This window comes from Photorhabdus hindustanensis (assembly GCF_002968995.1).
Lineage (GTDB): Bacteria > Pseudomonadota > Gammaproteobacteria > Enterobacterales > Enterobacteriaceae > Photorhabdus > Photorhabdus akhurstii.
In genome coordinates, this window is sequence record NZ_PUWT01000001.1 from 125394 (window position 1) to 151516 (window position 26123).

A 26123-nucleotide genomic window follows, 5' to 3' on the forward strand; every position below is an offset into this window, starting at 1 on the left:
TCACAATCTTTTAATTCCCACAAGCTGAATATCTATAAAAGTATATTGCTTGTCATGTCTGAATGGATAACTCAACAACCACCGACTAAAATCGGTGGTTGTTGAGTTGAGACTGTCACCAAGGTCTCAGTGACAATCTCATGCAACATTATAGTCCTAAAAATTCAATATGCTGAATTAACCCTTGACCAGATAGACGTTTACCTTCTTCTTCATGTAATGTTAACAATAGAGGCCCTGCCTCTAAATCAACCTCAGTTGTCCGATATACAACCGGCCCGTAGTTTGAACCTGATTTATAAGGTGTTAAAACTCTTTCGGTAAAGAATTTGATATTTTGATCGAAAATAGTGTTGTTTGACTGTTCTAACTTCATTTGGATTGCCGAATCAAAATTGAATGAATCTGCCATATAAGCATAATACATGCGTAAACGATACCGTCCTGCCGATTTAACCTGTAAGGTAATTTGAGTCGGGCCACGCTCATACATTTGCGGTTCTGCCGCTGAAAGATAATTATAGCCCTTGTTAATAGATGTCCTACCGCCATTCAAAAATACATCACCGAGAAAAATATTGTTATAGTTATGGTCGATAAATAAATTATCTGTGTCACTTGGATTTAAACAGACACGTGAAGATTTTCGTTGTGCGCCAAAAGTTAAATGGGATTGAATATTAGTATAGTCACTTGTCCAATATATCATTGAACGCTTTGCCTGTGATTCCGGCTCGTAAAAGTCGTCACTGTTATATCTATGAATAGCAGCAACTATGATATCGTTAAACATAATATCTGCTTGTTCGGCTATTGCTTTGCTGTATTTTTGAAGATCATCAGGTGAATAACCCCATTCCGATCCATTAACCAAGGTATCTCTTAATGTAAAGAAATATAATAAACAGGAAAGGGAACAAATGCTGGATAAGAGCGTAATACTGTTTTTCTTCGCTGTATTAATACTGAGAATACACAAACGACGCATATCCGCTATCGCGATTTCATTACGAACTACAATTAATTGTCTTGCTTCATCTGTGGGATTTTTTTGATAAGATGCGATGGCATCTTGTAAACTTTCTGCATCTTTTCTTACGGCTTGATACTCTGCTTCTAACCATTCACTAGTATATTTAATTAATGCATCTTGAATAATCCCAATGACATCGACTTCTTTAGGTTCTGTCAGTTTTTTGTACGTCAGTTTTAATAAAATACTTAATACACTGGATACAACACCTTGTGGAGACACAGAGTCTGACTGATTAAAACTTTTCTTTTTAATCATATCTAACGCTTCTAAAGTCAAAAGGTGTAATTTAATATTATTGTCTTGTACATCTATATTATTTTCCAATGATATTGTCATTTTAGTTACCTTATTTTTGGTTATAAAATACATTCTTGTTTTTAATTATATTACACGACCATTTGATGGAATGGAATTTTATTTCATAATATTTGATTGATAAACAAGACTTATTATTTAAATCCTTATAAATTTAATTCGGTTCTGATGTCAATCAAGCGAACAAACTATAGCACTATTGTGAAATGCTATTTATATCCAGTAATTTATAGCCATAATATTTTAAGCAATTATTTTCTTTAATAATAATCTTGGTAATAACCGTTCGAGTAATAAATTGATAATAATCAGATTATTGATAAATTTTTTTACTTTTATTGAATAACTTATAACTTATAACTTATAACTTATAACTTATAACTTATAACTTGTAAAATAATAACGATGAATCATCTAATTAATAAATGATGAGGTAGTGAATGTAATTATTGTTGTTTTTGAGCTAGACTGTGATTATTGTGAGTTACAATGAGTTATTGACATAATAATTTAATATATCAATTATAAGATAACATTATTTAATCTAAGGAGATCATATGAGCCAAAAAAATGATTTTAAAGCTTTTTCTATTAGTAATAATGCAAATGTAGTGAGCCAAGAGGGATATGAAGAAAGCCGGAGTTTGAGTACTGGATTTCCACCTGAGAATATTACTACTCACTTATTAAATAAGGTATTACGTCAATCTTCAACAATAGCATCCGTGGTTGCTAATTTTATCGCGACACAATCTGGCGATAATGTTTTAGATGATGGTAATATCGCTAAGCTTTCTGCTCAATTAAACAGAGCGTTGGAACAAAAAATCACTACAACAGCACCAGATGCTTCGTTAACACAAAAAGGGGTTGTTCAGCTTACTGATGTGATTGGTAATAGTGACTCATTGGCAGTAACGCAAAAGCTTGCCCAGGAAATAATAAATTCATTGCGTGAAAATATTAATAGTAGAGTACTTAATACTCGAAAAGTGAATGGAAAGGCGTTGTCGAGTGACATCAATCTGAATGCCGGGGATGTGGGAAGTTACGATAAATCTGAATCTGACTCTCGTTATGGCAATAAAAACACATCCCTAAAAGCAGTAAATGGTTGGTGGAAATGTGGCAATACTGGGATGATATTTCAATGGGGAATTTCAGATGCTACTGCGTATGATAATCCTGATAGACATGTTAATTTCCCAATTCCATTCCCAGAAAAGGTTGTTGTAGTTGCTGAACATGACTATGGAGGAGGTGTTAATAAAGCAGTTTGGCAAATAAATAATATTCAATTGTCAGGTTTCACTGCGTCAAATCTTGGCATGTTAAGCCGAGGTGTTAAAGAATTTGGACCGATACCTGGGGCAAGATGTGTCTGGTTTGCCTGGGGATTTTAATATGGAAACCGATGACAATAGTTTTTGCGTTAATAATCACTCGTAATGCAAATTGGATTGATTTTTTTAAATCATTTGTTATTAAATGTATTTAATCGGTGATCTTTCCTATATCAGAATGTTTTATGGATGAAAAAACAAACCTCGCCATTTTGAACGAGGTTTGTTAACCGATTTTCTGTGTTCCAACAAATTGTAATAATGCAGGAGAGCTAAGTAGCCCTGATTACATTATTATGACTTCTCAGGTAGTTGCACACGAATATTAATTACTCTTCCGTCTGGAATATCGCATGGTTCAGCATCATGGTAATAAACGACTTCTCCTGTTGCAGTTACGCTTTTGACACGCTTATTTTGAGCAAATTCAGGAGCGTCTTTATTTTGACGATGGTAACATTCGATGGTTATATCGCCGCTGGCGGTGTCTACCGATTCACGCACCCAAATAAGATTTAACCCGTTGCTGTCTGCCGGAATGATAGTTCCACCGTGAATTCCCCACGCGCCATCTTTGGCAAAACCATTGCAACCGCTGATTCGATATTTCCCTGTATCTATATGCTTAACCGTCACTCCCTCAGCTTCGCTGGTTAACTCGTAAGTTCCGTCTGGATGAATATCTACAACTGGGCTGGATGCTCTGAGAATGCCGTTAGTGTCGAAGTGTGTGTTTTTATCTGTCCGAAGTTGGCTAACTTTTGTATTTCCACCTACATCATTTCCGTGGATAAAGCTAATACCGGCAGAGTCATAATGCGCGACAAATCCCGCCCATATGTCATGCATTCTTGTTACATAGCCGCCTGACCACGGATATCCAATGCCACCATGATTTTCTGCAAATCTGAATGCATGACCACCCTGCGGCAATGATCTTATCCATGCGGTAAGATCATTGATATTCGCTGGATTAATAGACTTTGGCTGGATAAATTCAGATCCTTCGGATTTTGTATATGCCCCGATATCCGCCGCCGTTGGTTTATTTTTTGTTGTATAAATATCAGTCCAATCTTCCTCAAAGCCATAATTATCACGGGAAGAGCGATAAGCAATCCCGCCGTTTCTGTATCGTACTTTCAACTGAAAAGCTGGGCAACTTCCAGCTCCATTATTGAAATGAGCAATATGTGAAGAATCTATGCCAGGGTTCAGTAAATCATATAACCCTGTGTTTACGTTCCAAGGGACTTGATTACTAATAGTGTATCTTTCTGTTAATCCGAGCTTAACTGCCCCAATATCCGCCGCCGTTGGTTTATTTTTTGTTGTATAAATATCAGTCCAATCTTCCTCAAAGCCAAAATTATCACGGGCAGAGCGATAAGCAATTCCGCCGTTTCTGTATCGTACTTTCAATTGAAAAGCCGGGCAACTTCCAACGCCATTATTGAAATGAGCAATATGCGAAGAATCTATGCCAGGGTTCAGCAAATCATATAACCCTGTGTTTGCGTTCCAGGGGACTGGATTACTAACCGTGTTGTTTCCTGTTAATCCGAGCTTAAATGCCCCAACATCTCCGGCATTCAGATTGATATCCCCGGTTAACGCTTTCCCGTTAATTTTTCTACTACTTGGCACCGCATCTTTAGCTAAATTGCCGGTTTCTAAACCGAGATTCTTTATGAACGCATTTTTATCAGGAATGTCTGCGCCATTTTGGTTTTTTGCTAATCTGTTGTTAGCATTATCATTTACATCAGAAACAAGTTTTTGAGTGACTGCAAGTGAATTGCTGTTGCCTATTTTATCTGTGAGTTGAACAATTCCTTTCTGGGTTAGTGAAGCGCTTGGAACTTCTGCGGCGATCTTTTTTTCTAAGGCTTTATTTAATTGACTAGTGAGTTTGACTATATCCCCATCATCCAAAACATCATTGCCATATTGTGTAGCGATAAAATTAGCTATTACAGAGGATATTGTTGAAGATTGGCGTAATACCTTATTGAGTAAATGAGTAGTAATATTCTCTGGTGGAAATCCGGTCTTTAAAGCCGGGTTTGCTTCATACCCTTCTTGGCTTACTACGTTAGCATTATTACTAATAGAAAAAGCTTTAAAATCATTCTTAGGACTCATATACTTTCCTCAAATTAAATAATACTATTTTATAATTAACATGTTGAATTATTGTGAAAATAATTCCTGGCAACTCCCTCTGAACATAGTCTAGTTAGGAATTGGAATAATGGAATATTCTTATATCTTATAAGGTTAATTATTTTTGTATGGTTGCTAGCAATAAATAGCTAGAAATTTTTTAACCGGAAATATATCAAAGCTATTTGTATTTAATATATGAAATTTATACTTATATTTCTTCCTGCTACGTCTGTCAGATGTACGGTATATTTTTTTGTTTTTAGCGATTAACTAGATTGTTTAAAACGGCTTGAGTTATATTAAGTGGTCTACTATTTGACGTGGTTATTTAGTAATAGAAAACATATTACATTTGTTCTGAACAATATGTTTTCTATATAATGACGCGCTGTTTTATGCCTATTTCTATAACTTCATATTACCAAGAATTAAAGTTACAGTAATAATGGATAGCAACGTTGTCCATGTAATAATAGATGCCATTGCCTCATGATCACCACCCATTTGTTTAGCTAATATATAAGCATTGCCGGCACAAGGCACTGCGGAATATAGAATAGCAATGTTTGCGGGAACATCTGATACACCTAGATATTTTATTATCAATATGGTGATAAGCGGCATTACAACCAGCTTAAGTATAGTCGCATAGGAAATAGAAAGTATCTTTTTTATATGCATGCTGATGATCAATCCAGCTCCTACGGACATTAAGCTTAATGGTGTGGCTGCGTTCGATAAGTAAATAAAAAGTTGCCTGATTGGGCCGATAATATGAATATTAAAGTAGTTTAGCAATACTCCAATAATTGCACTAATGATTAGTGGGTTTTTAGCTAAAGCAAGGATAGCGCCACCGAGACTTTTCTTACTTCCGTGACCATAGTGATTCATCACGAGTACGCTCATAATGTTGGTAATAATTATCATATAGGCCACAAAAAATCCGGATAATGCAACTCCCTCACTGCCGAATAGTGATTGTGAAAGTGCTATAAAAACATATGAGTTATATCTAACTCCTCCTTGGAAAATAGATGTAAATAGATCTGGTGTAGTGCTAAAGAAAAATCTACTGATGAAAATAATAATAGCGATTATTATTGTTGAACTTATGGTTGATACGATTGGATAGAAGTTATCGGAACCAGAGAAATTAGCCTCACTAATATCTAATATTAACAAGCAAGGAAAAAAAAGATAGTAAACAAATTTATCTGAAAAATTCCAGAAAATAGAAATGTCCTTTGTGTATATTTTAGATAGGAATCCAAGAATAATTAGTAAGAATATAGGTAGGATTGAAAAGAAAACATTTAACATCTGGTGGTCCTTTTAGACAGAGAAAACTCTATGCTCTATTTGATTTAAATACCGATGATTCCAAAGGTTAGATGAGATAAATACGCGTTGTAGTCGCCAGTTAAAATATTTATATTGATGTTTTATAATTTTTCTAAGAGGGTATATTGGCTTAGGGTTTATGGATGTTTTTTGTTTATTTAGGGCTGATATTATTCTTACAGGTAAAGAAGACATCATGGCGGATTTAACTAAATGAATATATAAATCGCCACCGGTAGGATCGTAATCAATTTTGTTTAATGCTGAAAATAGATCCTGTTTTTCTTGCATGGTTAATTGAAATATATTTTGGTAATCCATTTATATTCTCTTTGAAAAATTATAATGTTAACTAACCCTAAAAGTAGGAATATATTACATATATTGTTCTTCTTTAAAACCAAAATTAATAGATAGTGTGATTTGAATCACCTAAAATAAAATTATTATATTTGATTTTTTAAATCTTAAAGTGTGATAAAAATCATCTTTTTAATAGCTAATGATCACTGTAGCTAGATAGTCTAGAGATTAAGTAGGATGTATTAATGGAAAAATAAATTGATTTATCTGTAGCCTTACAATTGACAAAAAACGATAAAAGTTATGTGGTTGCATGAATACGCCTATATTAAATAGGCTGGCATGATTACAGTTATATGTTAACTGTTTCGTTAAATAAGAATACTAAGATTCTTCTTGTAAAAATAACTATATAATTTTATGAGAATTCAATGAGCATTTATTATAATTACTCTATGCTTTATCTAGAATAAAGAGACAGTTCTTGAAGGGTTATTACTTCATTTTATTAATATTTGAGTGGCTATTTGTTTTAATTACAGTAATTCCAGTATCTTCAAATTTCTTGATGTAATTATTGATAATGATGATGAGTTAGCGGGAATATGAGCAATGATAATAATTAGCAGATTCCTGCAGCCATTGCCTCACATCTGAACTGTCTAGATTGGTGGGGCGGTAGGATAGTACTGATAAAACCAGCTAATGATTTTGCTAATTATGCTCATTTCTCCTGTACCGGAATAGGCATGATTTTGAGGTCATGTGCGATACTAAATTCTGCTTCGGTTTTTTCTCGCAGAGCCTCTAATGTGACATTTGGCGCATGTTCTTTCAGGATTAACTGGCCATGTTCAAAGCAGAAGACAGCTAATTCAGTGACAATCATGCTGACTTTATTGATGGCAGTGAGTGGCAAAGTACACTGCTTGAGGATTTTTGCTGAACCGTCTTTGGTACAATGTTTCATGGCAATGATGACTTTACGTGCGCCGGTGACAAGATCCATTGCTCCTCCCATACCAAGGACCATTTTCCCCGGTATCATCCAACTGGCTAGATTGGCGTGCTGGTCAACTTGCAGCCCCCCCAGAACACAGGCATTGATATGACCACCTCGGATCAGAGCAAAAGAGAGGGCACTGTCAAATATGGCTGCGCCGGGCAGGATACCGCAGGGTTTTCCGCCCGCGTTGACCAGATTGGGATGTATTTCTGTAATCGGCCCAAGGCCAAGTATGCCGTTTTCTGACTGGAGAGTAATGTGAATGTGATCCGGCAGATAGTTCGGGACTTGCGTGGGAATGCCGATGCCAAGATTAACAATGTCGCCGTCTTGTAATTCGAGTGCGACACGGTGGGCAATAATTTGTTGAGCATTCATTATTAGTTCCCTCTTGGATAAACGATGTAGTCGATCAGTGCGCCAGGTGTTATCACGCAATCCGGTGTAATCTCACCGACTTCAACCAGCCTATCGGGTTCAGCAAGCGTGATGTCCGCTGCCAGAGCGATCACTGGGTTAAAATTTCGGGCGCTTAACTGGTAGGTCAGATTACCGTGATAGTCAGCAAGATGAGCTTGAATCAACGCGAGATCGGCGCGTAGCGGGAGCTCCAGCAAATAGTCCGTTCCATTGACGGTGATTTTTTGTTTTCCCTCTTCAACAACAGTACCTACCCCGGTTGGGGTTAGGAATCCGCCCAGACCGGCTCCTCCGCAGCGAATACGTTCGATCAGCGTACCTAAAGGAACCAGTTCCACTTCTATTTCTCCAGCAAGCATTTTGCGTCCGGTTTCTGGATTAGTGCCAATATGTGAGGTAATGACTTTTTTCACTCGGTTATTAACCACAAGGGGGCCGATACCAACGTCAATCCCGGCGGTATCGTTAGCAATGATGGTCAAATCTTTGACGCCGGAGTTCAACAATGCGCTGATTAAGTGAGGGGGTGTACCTACGCCCATAAAACCGCCAGCCATAATGGTCATGCCGTCATAAAAATGCTCTATAGCTTGTTGTATGCTAATGAGTTTATTTTTCATATTGATTCCCTATATAGGATATGTTGGACATAGGCGCATGTCCGTAAGGCAATGAATATGCCAGTAAAGCAATATCCTCAGAACGTCTCCGGAGGGGAGAAAGATGAATAGTGTCAAGGCGGTACAGTTTGACCTGTAGGGTAAGGGGCATTTCGCCAACTTTAACTGTATCGCAGCACAACGTCATCATTTTTGGGCTGTTAGTCAAGATACGATCCCAATGGTAGCTGCCGGATAGGGTACGATATCGTTGATTGACTTCCTGTTTCATCAGTTAACCTCCGAGAAACCTCGCCGCTCAGGATCGGAGAAAGGCGATGATTGGGAGTATAGAAAGCGTTGCCGAATGGGAGCAAGGGGGAAAATGGGTAAGTGTGAGGGGCTTCTAATGGGTTTGGCTCACTTTAGCCTTATAGGTGTATAGAGTAGGGATGATCTGTTAATACCGGGAGGCACAGCGTTATATTCTATGCTGTGCCTTGGATCTATTTGTTAAGACAATTTTAGGTGAGGGTTTCTAAGAGAAATAGTTATTGTTCCGACCTGATTACCTTTGCGGGTATCTTTTCCATAACTAAAATCAAAATATTTCATTTGGTCTCCGGTTTCTACCACTGTTCCATTAATCGCTATGAAATTTTTACGGAGCATGGTGTTAAGACCATAGGCATTAGCATCTTTTGGTGCAACATCAATGACGACTTTTCCTGTGTTCTCTTTTCCTTCGGCCATAAAGTTGAATACACCTTTAGGATAATCTTCTCTGTGAATATCTAATGGAAAATCGGTGCCGTTTGGAGAGTTAAGATTTAATAAAGTCGCTCCAGCTTTTAGAGTGAAATTTGTGTAGAATAAAGGTTGACCTTGTTCATCTAAATCAGCTCTTATGTTTAATATTTGAGAACTTATTAACATCTGTGCATTATCTTGTAAGATAATATTGCTATTGTATATATTGACCAGATGGCTTTTAAGCATAGCCTTAGAAGATTCAGTGATAGAGAAATCACATTCTAATGAAATATTACCTTTTATCACTTCATTTTCTTGCTGTATTTCTACCGAAGCCTCTACAGTAAGGTGACTTGACCCTGATATAGCGACTGCTGATTCTTCTGGTTTCAGTGTTTTATTTTTAGGACCGCTAATTCTTACCGTGTTTGCCTTTGCTATTGCAAGGGTACTTGAGTTTTGTAATTTTATTCTATATCTATCTTGAGCTTGAGAATTAAGATAAAAATTAACAGGTTTTTCTTTACTTCCTGATATTATAAGATTTCCTGAGGATATGTTTATTGTTTCTCCTAAAGTTTTATCTGTATTTTCTGCCTTATGTACTATCTCATATTGCTCTTTAAGTTCAACTGGAATTGATGGTCTGGGCCAATGAATATCGTGTGCTTTAATGCTATTTGTGTTATCAGTATTCAGTGTTAATGTATTTTCTCCAGCGTCCATTTTGAAGGTGAAACCAATATTTTTATCGAAAGAGCTTGATGGAGTAATAGTTTGACTGCCGTGTTGATGACCGTATGATTGATCTTCATCAGGGACCCAGATAAATTTCTCGCTCATTAATTTTACCCTTTTTTGAGTTAATATTATTTCATTATTAAATGTAGATTAATATAAATATAGTTCAAAATAAGTGAGTTTCAAGATACTTTCAGCCTATTTTATTGCGATTTTGTTGCTGATCAATGGAACCTGATATCAGAATTTTTTCCTGTTTTTAATAGAGATTTTTCAACGGTTTATTTATGTAAGGAATGATATTATGGGAGAATAGTTTATTACTACTTGCTAACCGAATAATGCTGTTTAAGTAAAAATTTGATTGAGCATAATTGGTGAAGAGAGTTGTTTAAGTTGATAAATAATTCTTTGTGATTGAAAAAATAACGATAGGTGAAAATCTTGTGTCAGGATAGTTATGTTTGGTGGGGCGCTGATGTAATCAATACATATTATGTATAATCCGAAGACGATATTAGTTTCAATCTGAGAATTTTACTCTCTGTGAGTAGCCAGATATCTTAGTCGTAAATTTAATCTATTTTTTGTATCTGTTTTGTTGGATAAGTTGATGTTAGGTAAGCTTATCAACGCATTTTAATAGGTTGTTATTATCTTATTTCTTGTCATATAGAAAATTAAGGTACCTGATTGAATTAATCGGTTTGCCTATATGTGATTTAAATCTCAAAAAAGAAAATTTCTAATTTCCGTACACTTTATTATTGATTGTCAAATGAAGTAATCCTCTGACGAGGATCTTGTTGGGGAAATATGTGCAAAATACTATAATGCATTGTAAATACTGAAATAATTATAAAGTTAATTGCGAATACACCTGAGTGTGATGATTTTTAAAATGGTTAATTTTATTATGAAATAATAATAAGTATGAGCATAATATTATTCTGTTTTATATTGTTTATTGGCATTCATAGCGGAGTGATTAGCTGGTTTTATTTTTTTAGATAAATGATTTTGTGGTTTTTAATGTTTAAGCATGAAAATTGATAAGATGCCATTAAATTATTTTAAAATTTAGTGGAAAGGAATGAAACTTTGTCTATATTTAATTAACAACGTAACATGATAAATAAAAATAGTAATGCCTTCGTGGAATAGAAGATGAAATTTACTACCAACAATAAATTTTAAGCTTAAGGAGGTGCTTAGAGATTAGTTTATCAACTTGATTAATTTGTAATTTATATTGTATTTTTGAATGAAAAGATTAATGTTATTAAAAATTCTATTATGATTTTTTAATTTAATAATATAGGTGAATGAAATGAAAAAAGACATTGATAATATTGACGCTATGGAAATTGTAACAGCATTAAAACTAACAATTATTTCGATGGTTGATAATCAATTAGAAAATACAGTACAAATGAGAGTTAATAATCAGCAACTGTCAAGTATACCTCAAAAATCCACAAAGGATGAAAACGTAACTGTTCCATTGATAGGCCCCGATAGTGATAGTTCGGAGGTAATCCGGTTCTCTGTCATGCCAAAAGATGAAGAAAGTGTAATTAAGCATATTTGGGTGTTCCAAGATAAAAGGAGCCCAAATAACAGTATTAAAGGTTATGTTGGTCAAGTATTTGATTACAACGCAGCGGAAGATGTTCGAGGTCGTAATACAGGTGGAGGAACTAAACCGTTAAGCATTAAAAAGATTGATGGATCTTATGTACTAACGTTATTCTAGAGCAGAACAACCGATTCTTTAATTGGAGATTTTGCAGGTATAATGGTTTGAATAAGTTCTACGAGTTTTAGCTTTGAATTTAAGGCTACTCTGAAGAGTAGCCTGGTTAAGTATGGTGGGCGGATTCGCCGAATAAGCTACCGTCTTGATGGTCAAGTTCTGATAGTATAGTTTTTATCATATGATTGCTGAGTCACTTAAGCGAAGCCCGTAGACCATCAGCAGAGAATTGAAGAGAAATCAAGCATTCCAAACATATTGCCCTGAACAGGTCCATTTGAAGATATTGGCTTGTCGGCATTTTGCTAAAAAAGCCGTAAAAATAACGCCAGAAGTCAAAAAATGGATAAAACGGTTAATTTGGAAAGATTCAAGTCCTGAACAGGTGGTTAATTATTTGAAGCAGCATAAAAGGATAGTTTTGCATCATGAGCCAATTTATAGGCTAATTTATAAAGATAAAATAGAGGTGGAGATTTATGGCAACATCTGCGAATTGCCAGAAAACCCTATCGCAAACGCTATGATCGCTATGAAAAAAGAGGAAAAATTAAACATCGGGTCAGTATTGATGAGAGTCCGGAAGTCGTTAGTGAAAAAGAACGTATTGACGGCTGGGAAGGGGATGCGATAATTGGGAAAGATAAAAAAAAGTGTCTTATTAACCCTGATTGACTACAAAATATTGTATATAATTATTGTTAAACTTGATAACAAACAGGCATCAGAAGTAGCGAAAGCGGCGGTGAAAGTATTATACTAGTTAAAGCAAAGGGTTAATACCATCACATTCGATAATGATTTGGAGTTCGCAGATCATGAAATCATTGGTAAAAAATTAGCAACATAAATATACTTTTCCCACCCTTATCCGCTTTGGGAAAGAGGGATCAATCGGTTAATTAGATAATACCTTCCAAAGGGAACCGAATTTAATGAAGTCTCTGTGCAGGAAATAAGTTTTGTGGTAAACCGATTAAATCATCGCCGCCGGAAAACACGGGATAGGAAACACCGAATGAGTGATTTAAGGGAATACGAACATGTTTACTTCCAGAATAACGATGTTGCACTTATTATGTGAATCCAAGATTAATTAGATTATAACTCTTTCTTTTATCCAAGTACAACTGTAATCTGAATCCCAGTCTGTCAGGATATTCTCTTTTTTCAGGAGAATTACCTTGAGAATGTAATGTCATTCATGACTACCCAGTTATCCATGCGGTACCGATGATATACTAGAGGATGAAGGGTTTTATGGACAGGGATGGGATAGTTTCTTGATTCCTGACTTGTTATTTTATACAGTTAAATATGATATTGACAGTTCTTACTGATATTAAGTGGTACGTTATCTTATTCGATATCGTACCATAGAGAGAAGGGATAGTTTTGAACGGTTATACATTTAAATTTATTTATTATGTTATTGAGATAGTTATAAAATTATATACTATCTGTTCGTCACTGTTATAAGTGGTTTTGAATTCGTTAATAGTGATAGTAAATTTTTGAGTTTCTTCTATTACTGTGTTATCAATGGCTATGAGCTTTTTCTTAAATAGTTTATTTATATAGAATGTATTAGCATTAGAGGATGAGACATCGATCACTAGTTTCCCTTTATTCTCACCTTCTGTAGTAATAAAATTGAATAGACCCTCTGGGTATTCTACATTGTCAAGATCCAGAGGGAAATTGGTACCAGTAAAAGATGAGAGTTTTAATAAAGGAGAGCCAGATCCAAGATTGAATTTTGTATTTTTTCTGTCTATGTTGTCTTTTGGTACTATACCATCGTTAACTAATGTTACTTTTGAATTTCCTCGTATGTTTATATTGCAATAATCTAAGATTCCATCTCCTAAAAAGAGGCCATGACTTTTTAAAGTTAACTCTGATGATTCATAGAGATATATGTAACTAGATAAAAAAATATAAGCGGGATTGTTTTGCTGTGTTCCTTGTGTTGGTGTTATGTTAAGGTTTGGTGTTATTTTAAATTTGCTGTTTCCTGACATGGTAAGTTTAGGTGGTTTAAGTTCATTTGAAGCGACATAATCTATGAACATAAATACAGTTCCTGGATTTATGATATTTAAATTTCCTGAATTTCCAAGATTAAAAATAGCATTTTCAGAGCAACCTAAATAAATGACTGTGTGATTCCTATTTTTTGATGTATAGTTTGCTTCCAATGTTCCTGAATATAAAGTCACCTGCATTCCTTTTCCGCTGTCAGTCATTGTTCCATCATTGTTACGATTAAATTCGGGCCAATAGATAGGTATATCATCAGAATCATTTTGTAATGTTAATGTTGCGCATTCAGAGTTCATTATAAAATTAGCACCACCTAATATATTGAGTGAATTGGGATTAGAATCATTCTGTAATAAAGTAAAGGTCTTGTTTCCGTAATCTTTAGTGTATGCTTGGGTGCTTGCTCGATCCCAGTTAAAGTTTTTGTTCATTTCTCAACCTCTCATGGTAGTTAATATTTTTTCATAATTAAACATAGTTAAAATAAATATAGTTCAAAATGAGAGGGTTTCAAGGTGTTGAATGAGATCATTATGTATTTTCTCAATTTATTTCCCATTTAAGATAAATGCAATTACATTGAATGGTTCAATTTTCTTTACAGTCGAAGAGTTTACCTAAAAATATATTTTATTGTAATTCGGTTATTGTTTAACACTGGAATTAATTATTAACATTATTCCATATTTCTCTTATAGCGTCTCTTTAATTATTACTTTGTTATTAGGATGGTTACATTACAGATGAATAGCCTGGAATTATCTAACGCTTGTGGGGATAATTGAAATATTTATCCAGTTTTAAAGTAATATCATAGATATAACTTATAATGTATGGTCATAATATTTCTTTTTGTCAGTATTTTTCCATAGCGATTTGCATTATTTAAAGCATATAAATATTATAGTGAATTGATTTATCTCAGTTTTAATTTAAGTGCTGTTTGCCCGGAATTTATTCATATTGCTCTGTCTAATTAATGCTTGATGAATGAAAAATAATATTTAACTCACTGGAATATTGTAGGGTAAATAATATCATTTTAATGATAACCATTTGAAATCAATATATGGTTTTTTCATATTATATTCCAATTGACTTGTAATAATGTGAAAGATGGACTACTTTTTTTAATGTGGATATATGAAGCTCTCCGATTCACTAAAGAATATTGATTATATAATTTTATTCAGAAATTAAATATTATTTAAGAAAGATATTTACATACCTAAAATAGCTATGAAAATTAATTTCAATTAGTTAATGCCATTATACGATAATTGAATGATTCTTAAAGGATATATAAATATGAAGAAATTTATGTTAGGAGTATTGCTTCTCGGGATTGCGTCTGCCGCAAACGCAGGCAATGGAGCCGATAAGTCTATTGAACTAACTGATCAAGAGTGTATTGCGCAGTGGTATATGTCTAGTGCTTCCCAGTCTTGTGATATATTATCAATTTGGAAACTCGGAAATGATACTTGTGCTATTACAGCACAATGTCGTGCTGTTCATGGACCAGTTGTCGAGAATGGTACTCGGTTTTTCCCGTATTCTCAGGTATCACAGATCGCGAACTGCGGTGGTTATTTAAAGACTGATGGATGTTAATTTTATTTTCATTAATTTCAGGCTACGGATTGTAGCCTGATTAGGGCGTTAGGGAAAAATTGTAAATTCAAATCAGTGCCGTAATCTCGGCAAATAGGGATTATGGATGAAATTTTTTATAATTAATTAGTTATGGCTATGGTAAAGCCGAAAATTACAGTGCATAGATCAATGCTCTTTCCGTCATTAAGTTTACCTGAAAATATATTTTATTGTAATTCGGTTACTGTTTAACGCTGGAGTTAATTATTACTTTGTTATTAGGATAATTACATTACAGATGAATAACCTGAAATTACTTAATGCTTGATGAATAAAAAACATATTTAATTCACTGGAATCTTGTAGGGTAAATAATATCATTCTAATGATAACCATTTGAAATCAATATACGGTTTTTTCATATTATATCCCAGTTAACTTGTAATAATGTGGAAGATGGACTACTTTTTTAATGTGGATATATGAAACTCTCCGATTCACTAAAGAATATTGATTGTTTTATTCAGAAATTAAATATTATTTAAGAAAGATATTTACATACCTAAAATAGCTATGAAAATTAATTTCAATTAGTTAATGCCATTATACGATAATTGAATGATTCTTAAAGGATATATAAATATGAAGAAATTTATGTTAGGAGCATTGCTTCTCGGGATTGCGTCTGCCGCAAACGCAGGTAGTGGAGCCGATAAGCCTATTGAACTAACTGATCAAGAGTGTATGGCGCAGTGGAATATGTCTCGTGCTTCCCAGTCTTGTGATGTATTCATTTGGAAGCAAGGAGATGAGACTTGCGCTATTACATCACAATGTCGTACTGATAATGGAGGATTTATCGATAACGGTACTGAGTATTTTCCGTATTTTAAGGTATCAGAGATCATGAACTGCAATGGTCGTTTAAAGATGGGAAGATGTTAACTTTATTTTCACTAATTTTAGGCTACGGTATTGTAGCCTGATTAGGGCGTTGGGGGAAATTTGTAAATTCAAATCAGTGCCGTAATCTCGGCAAATGGGATTTTTGGATAAAAACTTTTTATAATTAGTTAGTTATGGCTATGGTAAAGCTATTGCAATATTGGTTAAGGTCGAAATTTAGGATAAGGGAGAGCAACAAATAGGAAAAAATAAATGAAATTAAGATTTGCTAACAACCGATCAATGTGATTTAATAGCGTCACTGGTTTGGAAGTACAGACCTATTTATGAAAAGTTTTTATGAAAAGTATTAAAGTTAAAGCAGTTCACCATTTAGCGTTATCCCTGATACCACTTCATTGCGAATTCCTTCTAATTAGTACCCGTAAATAGTACCCATAAGTAAAACTGAAAAACAGACCTCATAACGCCTTGTGGCAACTTAAAAATTAAAGGAAAATTCTATGTCTAATGCAATGACTGGTTCAGTAAAATGGTTTAACAACGATAAAGGTTTTGGCTTTATTTCGCCAAAAGATGGTAGCAAAGATGTTTTTGTTCATTATTCTGCAATTCAGAGTAATAATTTCAAAACATTGGAAGAAGGGCAGGAAGTTTCATTCTCTATTGAGAATGGCGCTAAAGGTCCATCCGCAGTAAATGTTATCGTATTATCTTGATTTAACTTAACTGCTTAAATCTATTAGCGACTTTACGATAGAGATGAAGGTAATATCCTGAGTAGTTAAAGTCGTTGATAAGTAAAAACCCGCCATAAGTGCGGGTTTTTTGTATGGTGCCAGAATAGTATTTTATTCTGATTCTCTATTTGGCTTATTTAACCTTTATCTTTTATTTGTCTCTTACCTTGACCTTGTAGTTTAAAGGGAGGTGTAGTTTAAAGGGAGGCAAATATTGAAGCTCCCATTGAATTTATATCCCGGTAGTGGTTTGTATTTAGCGTTCAAACCCGCATCAAGGAAGGCGGTAGATTTTTAGGCTGTTGAGTTGTGTTAGGTGCCAGGCGCTGCTCAATATCATCAATAAATCGCTCCAACCAAGCTTGTAGCTCGGTTACATCTACTTCGGTTAAGGGACGTTGTGACCATAGAATGGCTTGTCCATCCAAATCACCTTGGACATGAGCCGGCCAATGTTGCCCAAAAAGATTGTTGGCATGACTGACTTCGGACCCTAATTCGCAAAACAACTGTAGCCAGTTGTCGTGATAACAGCCAATCAATACCTGAAAACGCCCGTCAACTTCCAAAGTGTAGATATCATCGTCGGTAGGGGACGCAGGTACGCCGAGTTTAGAGAACAGTGCTTCTATAAGCTGGTGATAGTCGTGTGTCATCATGTTTTAGGCTCGAAGTTGGAAACGTAGAAATTTTGTCCTAGTCCGATTTCCTTGTTGTACATGGATTTAGACCAGAAATCTTCAGAGAACCAGTTGGAGAATGAGGTTTTGTCCGGGAAGCTGAACTCGCCGAAATTGGGATCGAAGAAGGTAACACCCTTTTGGTCATCTACATAAGCGGCTACTGTGTGCCCGGCCATTTGTCCTTCAAAACTGATCTTCTTGTAGCCTGAGCCTTTATCACCTGTATCCAGGATGGCGTTTAATAGATCTTTTGTGCCTTTACTGCCAGTTTCTCCGCTTACTTCAAGTGGGCTTCGTGGTTGGATACCGTTCTCACGGAGCCAGGATTCGGTTATTTGGCTTTGCTCGGCATATGGATCTAGGCCATCCATTTGTAACTGCTTAATGGAAACCAGAGAGTCGATATGAAATTGACCTTTTTGGCCGCCTACATAGAGCTGGTTGAAGACGCTTTCACCCTTGGCATGAGCGCTTATCCAATGAGCTGATATGGATTCACAAACCCCGCCGGAGGTGTCGCTATGTTTCATGATTTGGTCCAGAAAGGCGCCTTTGGTCTGAGCGAACTTGAAAGTAACTTCGCCGCCGTGCTTACTGGCAGAATCGCGAACACTCCCTAACTTGGCGCTCACCGCAAAGTGAACGATTCTGTCTTTTATCATGCTGAACGAGAAGCGGCTCTCTTGATTTTTCTTGCCATCGGTGGTCAGTTGGCGATCAAGCATGGAGTGGCCCGGTAGATTGCGTTGAATCGTCGCGGAAAGGCGCTCTAACAATCCTGGTCTGGGTGAAGAGACTTTCAGGGATTTGCCCGACAGCTCCCCCTGTTGTTGATTAACGGCTGTGGTATCGAGCTGTTGGGTAGGAAATATTCTTTGGTGATTAATACCTGAGATGGGAGACAATGGTCACTCCTTTAGTGGTTTATTTTGTGATTATTCCAAGGGATACGCATATGCGCTTGGATATCAGATAGAGTGAATCATAATGTTTTGTCGAAATAGAGAATATTAATAACGGCAGAAGAAATTTTCACTTTCCGTCGAAAACCGGTTATCTCTTTGAAGCGAATAAGGTCGTCAATTTTGCCACTGGTTATTGATGGCAGACATCAGCGCTTCTAATTGGCTATCCAAACTGGCGTCAATGATCCCGACTTCTGTTTCTAAAATGCAGCCCCCTTGATCGAGACGCTCATCAGCGGTGATCTCTAAGTAGCCGATCTCAGGGAAATCTTTGTGTACCCGTGATATCTGTTCGCGAACTGTTGCGGCCTGTTCAGGATTAACGCGTAAAATAACCTGTTTTTGGTTACTGACTAATGACAGGGCTTCACGAACGACCTGTAAGGTGAGGGAAACTTGGTCATAATTCTTTAGGATCTTACGTACAGCCTGCAAGACTACATTGCTCATCTGTTGCTCCACCTGCCGGTAATATTGCTGACATTGCAACTGGGTTTGATGAATCAGGTTAGCTTGTTCTGCGCGGGCAGCATCAATACCAGCTTGCCAGCCTAGCTCTTTTTGTTGTTCATACACCGCCTGCGCGTCACGTTCAATTTCTTGTGCCTGTATCCGGGCGGCATCGAGCAGAGATTGCGCACTCAGACAGGTCTGATAGTCCGCTTTACGCAGTATCTGGAGTTCAGGGGCCAGTTGAAGGTGCTCTGTTGTTATTTTAATAAATGGTAACATTCTGTGTTCACTTGCTTAGCCAATTTGAGACACAATGCTTGTGCCAATGGTCGTTCTGCCTGGCTGACAGGCCAGGCCGCGAGGTTTTCATAAGGTGGAAGCCGTAGGCTCAGGCGTTTAGCGAAATCGATAGGAAGAGGCTCCATCGCTGTTAGCCAGAACTGTAAAGCACTGATACGAAAATAGTTTGCATTGATTACTAGTGGTAACGAGCGTTGCCAGCCAGTCGGCCAGTTGCCGATAATGATGTCGAGATACTTTAAGCAGAAGCGGTGCCCCTCTTTTCCTAGTGAATCGTGTAAATGGCGAAGTTCTGTCGCCAGCAGGCAATGGCGGATAGCTTGCCCGTGCAGTAAGGCTCCTAGCCAGGTAAGAAGTTGTTCTAAGCACGATTGTTCTAACAGGGCGAGATTTCCCAACCCGGTTGGTAATTCATAATCCACATTCAGATCAAATTGGGTTAGCAGTAGCCCATTTAGTCTGGGAGAGTTTCTCCACTCAGGCAGGGAAGATAAGACTGCAAGCCATTCTGATGGTAGGTGGTCAGAATGAATATAGCTGGCAGGGCAAAATCGAAACTGATAGGGCGTTAATATTGTTGCCATTTATTGCATCCTGCTTCGATGCCACAGGAATTGCGCCAGATTACTGACAAATAACAAGGCTAATAATAGTACAAACAGCCCAATCAGACGCCCTTGTGATTCTTCAGTCACTTGGATAGAGAACAGAGTGGAGTAGCGTGGCGCCAGCGGTACTTGACGCACGCCCGCTGCGGGCACTAATACGACGCTGATCCGATCATAACTCAACCCTTCAATGCTGTTATTAACCAGTTGCTTAATTTGAGGAATGTAAGTGTCGAGTTGCACGTCCGCCGCGTGTTTGATAAACACCGAGGAAGAGGCTGGCGATAGTTTTTTGCCCAATCGGTCTTGCTCCTCGGGTAAAACAACATGTACCCGAGCTACCAGCACACCGTCGATCTCGGAAAGTGTTCGGGCGATCTCCTGCGCTTTGGCAAAGTTAAGCCGCGCCCGCTCTTCTATTGGCGAGGAGATAAGGCCGTCTTTGGGGAAGACATCTTGTAACGAAGAGAAGCTCTCCCGTGGATATCCTTTACGTTTGAGCACTTCAACCGCTTGCGCCACATCGGACTCTTCGACTAACAGCTTGATATTGCCATCTTTGTCTGGTTGCTTATCAGAGGAAATGCCCGCTTCCCTGAGCAAGGCTAACATTTCGTTGCCTTCTTTTTGGCTGACGCCGGTGTAGAGTTCGATTTTACAGCCAGTTAGCATCAGGACAGCGAGCATAACGCAGATTATATAGGGTTTCTTCACAGCTCCTCACTGGGCTTTCATTAAGGTTTCAATGTTTTGATTGAGCCGTCCTACCGTTTTGGCAATTAGCTCTTCTTGCAGGGTGATTCGCATCAGAGACCACTGCATTTGCATCAGGCTGTTAGGGTCGCTACCGGGCACGGCTAGTTGCGCTTCCAGCTCCTGTTTGGCCTGAGTGAATTGTTGTCTGAGCTGACCCAATTCACTAATCAGATTGTTTTCAATCCCCTGATCTTGATTGGACATAGCGTGTTCAAAACTCGCAATATTTTCGGCACTGGCCTGAGGTGCGTTGAGTTCATCCAGGCTGGTGAGCAGTGTCTCACTTATCTGTGGTAGATCCATTGTTCCTCCAAATTTGAGGTAGGTTGAGTTTATTTAGGTTGTCTATCCCTGTTTCACTGAGTTGTGGTTGGTCCATTATTCTTCCAAATCGAGTTTGTGTGAGTTTCGTATCAGGTTATCCACCATACCGTTACGGGGGATCAGTGTTTTCAACTCTTGCCGGATAAGGTCACTCAGGTACTCATTGCCCGGAATAGTCCCAATCTTGCCGAGTATCTTGAGAAGCACCGTCTCTTGTTGTCGACCTGTGGGGGCGAATTCACGAACAATCGCTCTCAGTTCTGGCATATCCAGCGGCGGATTGACGGGCAATGTCAGGCCGCCAAACTGCGACCATAGCCGCTCTTGTACCGGAGCGATCAGCTTGTCTTCTAACTGAGCACGTTGGGCGGGCTGTTTATCAGATGTTGAAGTCTGATACCACTGCCATGTCACTTGGCGCTGTGTTGCTGGATCAAAATCGCCTAAAACGTTTTCCAGCGATTCTCCCTGTAGCCAGCGTTGTTGGCGCTCTTTCAGCATTTGCTGATCCGGTGTGGTTTCCAGTGCTTGCTCAAAGCTGAGTTGATGCCTGGAGCTGACTGAAGGCTGTACCGTTGGTTGCGACACGCTGTTATGGGATGGCCCTTCAATCCTATCCATGAGCTAGCTGTTCCCGCATGCCGTCAACGAAGGAGAGCAATTGTGGATCATCACTGCCAGCCATTCGCGTCAGTCTTTTCTCCAGAGCTGATGACAGTCCCAGGCGCCATTCGCACAACGCTAACCAAGGTTCCAGACTAGGCCAGGGAAGATCCCGTCCAAAATCCAGAGCCTGTTGATATTTGCCTTGGTTCGTCAAAGAAGAGAGCCGAATCAGGTTTGCTGCTTCTTGCCCTTCCTCGTTTGACATCAGCCAGTCAGCAATAATATTAGCTTCGTCATGGCAGTGATGGCCGCTTCCAACCAGAGCGATATCTGCCAGTAGCCCTTTGAGTGAACGTGTCATGATTAGATCTTCTGTAATATACCCTGCATCAGGTCTTTCATGGACCGGGTGACAGTGGAGTTAATGTTGTAGATGACTGACCACTTGTTGATTTTGTGCTGTAAATCGGCTAGCAAAGCGGGGTTGTCAGCACCGTCGTTGAGGGCGGTGATTGCTTCATCAACGTCTTTGTTGGCTGTGTTAGCTTGCGTCTTCAACTGGTCAGCAACCTTATCGAGGGTATTAACTGTTGTTGCGGAAGTAAAAATTTGGGCCATGATGGTCTCCTTCTGTTGTGTTAAGTATTGTGATTGCGGCTTGGATGGCATCAGCCTCCAGTTGCCATTGTTGGTATTCTTGTACCGAACCGCCACGTCTCAGGCGTTGTTTGATATCGTTCAGCGCCTGAGAGAGGCGGAGTTGCATTTCGTTGACATAAGTGGGATCGGCGCCAAACAGTCGTGCCTCCAGGGATGTCATCATAAAACCGGGCTCCTGTTGAGTTTGATAATAAATTGCTGCTCGCCCTTGGTAATAACAATCGCATCTTGGCGGATGGCCTCGATTCTTAAACCGTTTTCTGTTGTTGCTCCGACGGGGTAACGCAGGTTGTTTTTGAGTACCACATAGGGTATACGCCCGAGGGACACTGCCCGGACATCGAAATTGAGCTCATCATTGCGGGTGAGCTGCTTATTATTCAGTAATACCAATGCTGGCCGGTTGCCGAACTCTTGTTTAAATACTTGCTGTAAGCGTTGGAAATTGTGAGCTTGGTGTTCATCCAGTTGACCTGTGAACTCGATACGATCATTTTTATCTTTGTAGGTCAGCGTGTTGGGTAAATCATGTTTAGCTAACAGCATATCTAGTCGCTTGATATGATTGCCCGTGAACTTCGTTTGGTTTTCTATGCCTAGTAAGCCCGGAACATCACGTTTGAGCAGTGATTCGATATCGTTCCATTGCTGGCTGGTATCAGTGACTTCGCCCATAAGGCGAACCCAGCCCGGTTGTTTGCCATTGTTGCTTTGGAGCTGGGCATAGCCTAGTTTTTGTAAAATGAAATCCACCCCTTGACGCAATTCTTCCATAGTGCGTAATTCCAGCCGATAACTGAGAGAGTGAGTATCAAGATACTGTTGCAGCGCCAGCCGTTGTTGATTGAGGTTTACATAACCTTTGAGCAATAGCGGCTCGTTATTGGGCATCATTTGTACACTTACATGACGATAGGCTGAATCGCCATTGAGAAAACGGCGTAGCTCTTGCTCGGCCATACCGTTGGACATATTGCTTCTTTGCCATCCTTCATGTCCAAGCAGCATCAAGAGACCAAGTGCCAGTACCAAGCACAGTATCAACATTCCACCAGCTACCCGGCTGCGATTTTGGCGGACAGGGTGCTGGCGTGGTGTGACCGCCGGTTCAGCGAGTTGGTTTGGGAATGTATGTTGTTGGTCACAAAAAGCCCACAATAATGGGCCTGCCTCCTGACGGGCTAACGCTTGCAATGTCGCTCCCGGTGATAGCGGTTCGCCATTCTGACTTGGCGCGGTTTCACCGGCCCATTCCAACAGGCGAATTGAGTCCGGTTCGACTTCTAAGATCAAGTGCACTGGGGCAACATCTTCATCCACCAGAACGATATCTGCCTGTAGGGGGTCTGAGCCGATGGCTAAACGCCCTTCAGCTAAATTGACCTCAATACTTTTATTCAGTCCGCGGTAAAAGCGAATTTTCCAACTCATCTGTTCGCCTTATTTTGCACACGAACACACCAGGTTTCTTTCAGTGAACATTGTTGCTCAATGACTCGCCATCCGTAAGTTTTACCCATTCGGCATGAGTCTAAAAATGAGCTTTTACCTGCTTGCCGTAGCGTTTCTTGTACTTGACGGGCCGAGGATAGTGGCTGGCATTGCGCACTCCCCAGAGCTTTACTCAACGATAAGCTATGATTAGAGATATCTTGTGTTGCCAGTAATCTTGGGCGTAGATCTTGTCCGTTGCCAAGAGCCAGATAATGGGCTATCCCACTATCAATCAGACGTGGTTCAATAATGAATAGCCGTACTGATCGCCGAACTTGTTCACTGGTATTGCGAAACAAGACACCCAAATAGGGGATATCGCCTAAAAATGGCACTTTACGTGTTATTTGACTCATTTCGTCGCGGTAGATGCCGCCGATCAGCAGACTTTGCCCATGTCCAACTCTGGCAACGGTATCGACAACGGTTCGGCTGATAGTTGGGATACCATCCCGACCTGAACTATTAGGTTTCTGGTTACCATCCTCAATATGCAGATCTAAACTGATTTCAGCAGAATCTCCTACTTGGATGACTCTGGGGATCATGCGTAGCATAGTGCCATAGGTCAGGCTTTTAAGTTCCGCAACCCGTTCACCATTCACTTTCACGTAGTAGGTTTCATTGTTGTCAATGACCGCTTGTGTATTCTCCTGCGTTAAAAGCGTTGGGCGGGAAATCACCTGAGCGCTTCCTTTACTCTCTAGTAAGGTTATTTTGGCGAGCAGGTAATCCAGACCACGGCGATCGACCAGACTACCTAATGCGGCTGAACCGAGGCTTTCCCCTTTTTCTTTGACCTCATTTTTTCCCCCGGCGGAAGTGGTGATATCGATAATGTGACGAGGCCCGGTGTTGATGCCGACTTGCCAGTCAACCCCCAATTCTGAAAGGTTGTTTGCGTCGATGTCGACAATGGAAAGGGCAACTTCAATCCGGGCAGAGGGTTTGTCCAATACGTTGATCAAGTGGGCATACATGGGCATCCTTTCCGGGTTATCCCGTACAATGATGGCATTGAGGGAGGGTTCTGCCTGTACAACCGCACGGCTTGAGTAGCTTCCTCCCGTAGAAGAAGACGCTTCACCAGTAACAGTGGTCACATTGGTATCACTGAGCAAACGAGAGAGAATGGTAGCTACGCCAGGTGCTTCAATGCTGGTATCACGATATTGAATCTTGCGATCGACTACCGAGGCGTATTTAAGCGGGAAAATTTCCACCGTCAAGGCGCCGGTTTTTTCGCTACGCAGCAATGATTGCTGTTCCAGCGCAGATGCGGTTTGATCAACCAGTTCGAGATAACGGGGAGGGCCTGATATGTAAACCAGTTGATTGCTTGGATCAGGACGCCAGCCAAAGCGTGGTTCCCAAATGCCTGAACGTTTTAGGGCCTGCTGTAGTTCCGTTGCGTTGGTTTGTTCAAGCTTAAGCAGGCGCGATTGTATTTCGCTGTTTTTGAATACATACAGCACACTCCCGTCGTAATACCAGACCAGATTATAGAGAGAGGATAAATGTTGCAGGAATTCCTGAGGAGTGTTCTGCTCAAAATGGCCGTTAACTTGATCGGTCACTTTGTCACTGACAACCACTGAGGCTTCATAGTTAGCGCCGAAATCAACCAGTACATCCCGCAAGCTTTCTCCTTTTGCCAAATAGCTATAAGGCGTAGGAAACCAATCCAGATCTTGGCTATAAGCAGAGGGAATCATCACGCCGCTGATGCTTAACGACAACAGTAGGGAACGGCATAACCGTTGGAACTGTTTCATGGTTGCCATATTACCTGTTTCCATTGGGGGGAGGATTGGGTTTCTGACAATAAAGCCATAACTTGTTCCAGTAGATCGACGTGCATGGTTAGCATCTGTTCCAGTATTTGAGCATCCAAACTATCAAGGTCAAGGCGTGCCTCCAGAATAAGATTCTCTGATTCATCTAAGGTCAGTGCGTGGGGAGCATGGCGTCCCCAACGTGTGACCTGCTGCAATAGTGTTTTCAGTAACTCTGCGCCTGACGGATCTTTTGGGTTATGGCGCCAGCTTAACGGGCTGGATAACACAAGTTCAGTTCCCTGTTGGCGAAGGAACAGGTTGTAGTTATCAATGTGCAAATGGTAATGCCCTTGTCTATCGGAAACGAAAGGCTTCTGGCCCAAGCGACTGGCCAAATGATTGAGTAGAGTTTGCATGTTTCCT

The 26123-nt window shown here is 39.1% G+C and carries 27 protein-coding genes and 1 pseudogene; 6 read left to right on the plus strand and 22 right to left on the minus strand.

Annotated features, from left to right (window positions below; all coding sequences use genetic code 11):
* Positions 1–148: 148 nt before the first annotated feature.
* Positions 149–1372, minus strand: coding sequence for an insecticidal delta-endotoxin Cry8Ea1 family protein (locus tag C6H66_RS00570; protein ID WP_036808984.1), 1224 nt, complete (start codon positions 1370–1372; stop codon positions 149–151).
* Between the two features lie 536 nt (positions 1373–1908).
* Between C6H66_RS00570 and C6H66_RS26535 the strand changes: the two genes are divergently transcribed.
* Positions 1909–2754, plus strand: a complete 846-nt coding sequence (locus tag C6H66_RS26535) for a gp53-like domain-containing protein (RefSeq protein ID WP_248000581.1) — start codon at positions 1909–1911, stop codon at positions 2752–2754.
* Between the two features lie 234 nt (positions 2755–2988).
* Here C6H66_RS26535 and C6H66_RS00580 read toward each other — a convergent pair whose 3' ends face one another.
* From C6H66_RS00580 to C6H66_RS00610, 7 genes are all read right to left on the minus strand, one after another.
* A complete protein-coding gene (locus tag C6H66_RS00580) occupies positions 2989–4839 on the minus strand; it encodes a phage tail protein (protein WP_105394510.1) in 1851 nt (616 codons plus the stop codon).
* Between the two features lie 429 nt (positions 4840–5268).
* Positions 5269–6186, minus strand: a complete 918-nt coding sequence (locus C6H66_RS00585; RefSeq protein ID WP_105394511.1) for an AEC family transporter — start codon at positions 6184–6186, stop codon at positions 5269–5271.
* Positions 6187–6198: 12 nt separating this feature from the next.
* On the minus strand, positions 6199–6528 hold the full coding sequence (locus C6H66_RS25770) for a hypothetical protein (RefSeq protein ID WP_181150125.1): 330 nt from the start codon (positions 6526–6528) through the stop codon (positions 6199–6201).
* Positions 6529–7234: 706 nt separating this feature from the next.
* The gene (locus tag C6H66_RS00595; protein ID WP_105394512.1) at positions 7235–7894 is read right to left on the minus strand and encodes a CoA transferase subunit B; all 660 of its coding nucleotides are present in this window, start codon (positions 7892–7894) and stop codon (positions 7235–7237) included.
* A gap of 2 nt (positions 7895–7896) precedes the next feature.
* Positions 7897–8556: an acetate CoA-transferase subunit alpha gene (gene atoD / locus C6H66_RS00600; protein ID WP_105394513.1), complete on the minus strand. Its 660-nt coding sequence runs from the start codon at positions 8554–8556 to the stop codon at positions 7897–7899.
* Entirely contained in the window at positions 8546–8827 is a 282-nt protein-coding gene (locus C6H66_RS25540) for a hypothetical protein (RefSeq protein WP_146111003.1), read from the minus strand. The genes atoD and C6H66_RS25540 overlap by 11 nt, the downstream gene beginning before the upstream one ends.
* 221 nt (positions 8828–9048) lie before the next feature.
* Positions 9049–10131 carry a hypothetical protein gene (locus C6H66_RS00610; protein WP_105394514.1) on the minus strand — a complete coding sequence of 361 codons (1083 nt, stop codon included), beginning with the start codon at positions 10129–10131 and terminating at the stop codon, positions 9049–9051.
* A gap of 1228 nt (positions 10132–11359) precedes the next feature.
* On the opposite strand from C6H66_RS00610, the gene C6H66_RS00615 reads away from it, so the two are divergent.
* Both C6H66_RS00615 and C6H66_RS00620 read left to right on the plus strand, forming a co-directional pair.
* Complete coding sequence (locus C6H66_RS00615) at positions 11360–11785, plus strand: hypothetical protein (protein ID WP_105394515.1); 426 nt, start codon at positions 11360–11362, stop codon at positions 11783–11785.
* Positions 11786–11969: 184 nt separating this feature from the next.
* Positions 11970–12811 (plus strand): annotated as a pseudogene (locus C6H66_RS00620) (IS30 family transposase); the annotation flags it as partial.
* Between the two features lie 398 nt (positions 12812–13209).
* Here C6H66_RS00620 and C6H66_RS00625 read toward each other — a convergent pair.
* Positions 13210–14262 carry a hypothetical protein gene (locus C6H66_RS00625; protein ID WP_105394516.1) on the minus strand — a complete coding sequence of 351 codons (1053 nt, stop codon included), beginning with the start codon at positions 14260–14262 and terminating at the stop codon, positions 13210–13212.
* A gap of 877 nt (positions 14263–15139) precedes the next feature.
* On the opposite strand from C6H66_RS00625, the gene C6H66_RS00630 reads away from it, so the two are divergent.
* The 3 genes from C6H66_RS00630 (at position 15140) to cspE (ending at position 17052) form a co-directional block, all read left to right on the plus strand.
* Positions 15140–15445 (plus strand): hypothetical protein, encoded by a 306-nt coding sequence (locus C6H66_RS00630; RefSeq protein WP_036809005.1) that lies wholly within the window; start codon positions 15140–15142, stop codon positions 15443–15445.
* A gap of 624 nt (positions 15446–16069) precedes the next feature.
* The gene (locus C6H66_RS00635; protein WP_036775251.1) at positions 16070–16372 is read left to right on the plus strand and encodes a hypothetical protein; all 303 of its coding nucleotides are present in this window, start codon (positions 16070–16072) and stop codon (positions 16370–16372) included.
* A 464-nt stretch (positions 16373–16836) separates the two neighbouring features.
* Entirely contained in the window at positions 16837–17052 is a 216-nt protein-coding gene (cspE, locus tag C6H66_RS00640) for a transcription antiterminator/RNA stability regulator CspE (protein WP_021323801.1), read from the plus strand.
* 284 nt (positions 17053–17336) lie between these two features.
* Here cspE and C6H66_RS00645 read toward each other — a convergent pair whose 3' ends face one another.
* The 13 genes from C6H66_RS00645 to C6H66_RS00705 form a co-directional block, all read right to left on the minus strand.
* Entirely contained in the window at positions 17337–17732 is a 396-nt protein-coding gene (locus C6H66_RS00645) for a CesT family type III secretion system chaperone (RefSeq protein ID WP_282183102.1), read from the minus strand.
* Positions 17729–18661: a YopT-type cysteine protease domain-containing protein gene (locus tag C6H66_RS00650; RefSeq protein WP_105394517.1), complete on the minus strand. Its 933-nt coding sequence runs from the start codon at positions 18659–18661 to the stop codon at positions 17729–17731. The genes C6H66_RS00645 and C6H66_RS00650 overlap by 4 nt, the downstream gene beginning before the upstream one ends.
* A gap of 174 nt (positions 18662–18835) precedes the next feature.
* Positions 18836–19453, minus strand: a complete 618-nt coding sequence (locus C6H66_RS00655) for an HrpE/YscL family type III secretion apparatus protein (RefSeq protein WP_046395163.1) — start codon at positions 19451–19453, stop codon at positions 18836–18838.
* A complete protein-coding gene (locus C6H66_RS00660) occupies positions 19432–20058 on the minus strand; it encodes a Yop proteins translocation protein K (protein ID WP_105394518.1) in 627 nt (208 codons plus the stop codon). Before C6H66_RS00660 ends, C6H66_RS00655 begins: the two co-directional genes overlap by 22 nt.
* Complete coding sequence (sctJ, locus tag C6H66_RS00665) at positions 20059–20796, minus strand: type III secretion system inner membrane ring lipoprotein SctJ (protein ID WP_269468749.1); 738 nt, start codon at positions 20794–20796, stop codon at positions 20059–20061.
* A 6-nt stretch (positions 20797–20802) separates the two neighbouring features.
* Positions 20803–21141, minus strand: a complete 339-nt coding sequence (gene sctI, locus C6H66_RS00670) for a type III secretion system inner rod subunit SctI (protein ID WP_046395160.1) — start codon at positions 21139–21141, stop codon at positions 20803–20805.
* A gap of 75 nt (positions 21142–21216) precedes the next feature.
* Complete coding sequence (locus tag C6H66_RS00675; protein ID WP_105394519.1) at positions 21217–21783, minus strand: YopR family T3SS polymerization control protein; 567 nt, start codon at positions 21781–21783, stop codon at positions 21217–21219.
* Positions 21776–22129 carry a YscG family type III secretion system chaperone gene (locus C6H66_RS00680; protein ID WP_105394520.1) on the minus strand — a complete coding sequence of 118 codons (354 nt, stop codon included), beginning with the start codon at positions 22127–22129 and terminating at the stop codon, positions 21776–21778. Before C6H66_RS00680 ends, C6H66_RS00675 begins: the two co-directional genes overlap by 8 nt.
* Before the next feature lie 2 nt (positions 22130–22131).
* Complete coding sequence (gene sctF, locus C6H66_RS00685; protein WP_036809034.1) at positions 22132–22386, minus strand: type III secretion system needle filament subunit SctF; 255 nt, start codon at positions 22384–22386, stop codon at positions 22132–22134.
* A complete protein-coding gene (locus tag C6H66_RS00690; protein WP_105394521.1) occupies positions 22352–22591 on the minus strand; it encodes an EscE/YscE/SsaE family type III secretion system needle protein co-chaperone in 240 nt (79 codons plus the stop codon). Before C6H66_RS00690 ends, sctF begins: the two co-directional genes overlap by 35 nt.
* Positions 22588–23859: a type III secretion system inner membrane ring subunit SctD gene (gene sctD / locus C6H66_RS00695; protein ID WP_105394522.1), complete on the minus strand. Its 1272-nt coding sequence runs from the start codon at positions 23857–23859 to the stop codon at positions 22588–22590. Before sctD ends, C6H66_RS00690 begins: the two co-directional genes overlap by 4 nt.
* The gene (sctC, locus tag C6H66_RS00700; protein ID WP_105394523.1) at positions 23856–25706 is read right to left on the minus strand and encodes a type III secretion system outer membrane ring subunit SctC; all 1851 of its coding nucleotides are present in this window, start codon (positions 25704–25706) and stop codon (positions 23856–23858) included. Before sctC ends, sctD begins: the two co-directional genes overlap by 4 nt.
* The gene (locus C6H66_RS00705) at positions 25694–26116 is read right to left on the minus strand and encodes a YscB family type III secretion system chaperone (protein ID WP_036775278.1); all 423 of its coding nucleotides are present in this window, start codon (positions 26114–26116) and stop codon (positions 25694–25696) included. The genes sctC and C6H66_RS00705 overlap by 13 nt, the downstream gene beginning before the upstream one ends.
* Between the last annotated feature and the right edge of the window lie 7 nt (positions 26117–26123).